The organism is Vibrio sp. 10N.261.52.A1 (assembly GCF_002876325.1).
GTDB classification, from domain to species: domain Bacteria; phylum Pseudomonadota; class Gammaproteobacteria; order Enterobacterales; family Vibrionaceae; genus Vibrio; species Vibrio chagasii.
The window spans coordinates 1-775 of sequence record NZ_MCYD01000687.1 but is presented as its reverse complement, the minus strand read 5'-3'; the positions used below and the strand labels follow the sequence as shown (position 1 = coordinate 775).

The following is a 775-nucleotide window of genomic DNA, read 5'->3' as shown; positions in this document are numbered from 1 at the left end:
CATTCGTTGCTAACCCTGCCGGACAGGTGTAAAGGCCTTGGCGGCACCCTTCCGCATTGCCGATGATCTCCAGTCCAATGGCGCTCGTTCTTAATGCCCCCATTTGTTCACCTGCGATCGTCACATTGCCAATCGGCAACTCTGAGCGATGCAATGCCATTCCCCCAGTCACTAGCCCGATCACTGCCGCGACAGAGCAAATAATGCGTTTCGTCATTTTCACTTGGTGTCACACCTTTTTTCGCTCGCGATACGTTGCATCGCTCGTTTATGCCAGTAATTCAATCCGAGAGCTGCCAAACCAATGACCAGCGATAAGATGAAGTACCATTCTTCAAATGTCAGGTTACTTAATGTCATGCCGACCAATGACATTAAGTAAGCAATTCCACTGGTTATTTTGTCGTACCAGTCTTTCATTCCGTTACTCCCGCTCTACTTGGCAAGATATACAATACCGACACCCTGCTATCGCTACTCGACGCTCTTCTGGAATGCCCTCGCCACACTCAACGCACTCTTGCACGCTTTCTTGTTGGCTCGTCTGCACTGACCGTTTAAGTTGGCTTGCAATCGCCATTTCGGTGAATTTGGCTTCGTTACTACTTGCATGGTCAACAAAATCCGGCATTCACTCTCTCTCATTAGACTTAAAGCAGACCGCGTGTATCGTCTGAACTTAAGTATGAAATCCCATTGATGCGGACAAAGTGCGGGCTCGTCACAAACCCTTTCAGTTTGCGCTTAGTTTTATCACTACTATTAGGATCAACAC

Annotated in this window: 3 protein-coding genes and 1 pseudogene; all 4 read right to left on the bottom strand. The window is 48.0% G+C overall.

The window, feature by feature from the left end; translation table 11 throughout:
• Positions 1-217 (bottom strand): annotated as a pseudogene (locus BCT81_RS29760) (lysozyme); the annotation flags it as partial.
• A 2-nt stretch (positions 218-219) separates the two neighbouring features.
• The gene (locus BCT81_RS29755) at positions 220-420 is read right to left on the bottom strand and encodes a phage holin family protein (protein WP_241908200.1); all 201 of its coding nucleotides are present in this window, start codon (positions 418-420) and stop codon (positions 220-222) included.
• A gap of 4 nt (positions 421-424) precedes the next feature.
• Positions 425-631 carry a TraR/DksA C4-type zinc finger protein gene (locus BCT81_RS13385; protein ID WP_102424732.1) on the bottom strand — a complete coding sequence of 69 codons (207 nt, stop codon included), beginning with the start codon at positions 629-631 and terminating at the stop codon, positions 425-427.
• A 19-nt stretch (positions 632-650) separates the two neighbouring features.
• Positions 651-775 (bottom strand): phage protein (locus tag BCT81_RS13380; protein WP_133152624.1); only part of this gene is annotated, 125 nt, incomplete at its 5' end.

Bases quoted from the DNA above. Each gene is read 5' to 3' on its own strand.
- BCT81_RS29755 (WP_241908200.1), bottom strand. From the start codon at position 420: ATGAAAGACTGGTACGACAAAATAACCAGTGGAATTGCTTACTTAATG.
- BCT81_RS13385 (WP_102424732.1), bottom strand. From the start codon at position 631: ATGCCGGATTTTGTTGACCATGCAAGTAGTAACGAAGCCAAATTCACC.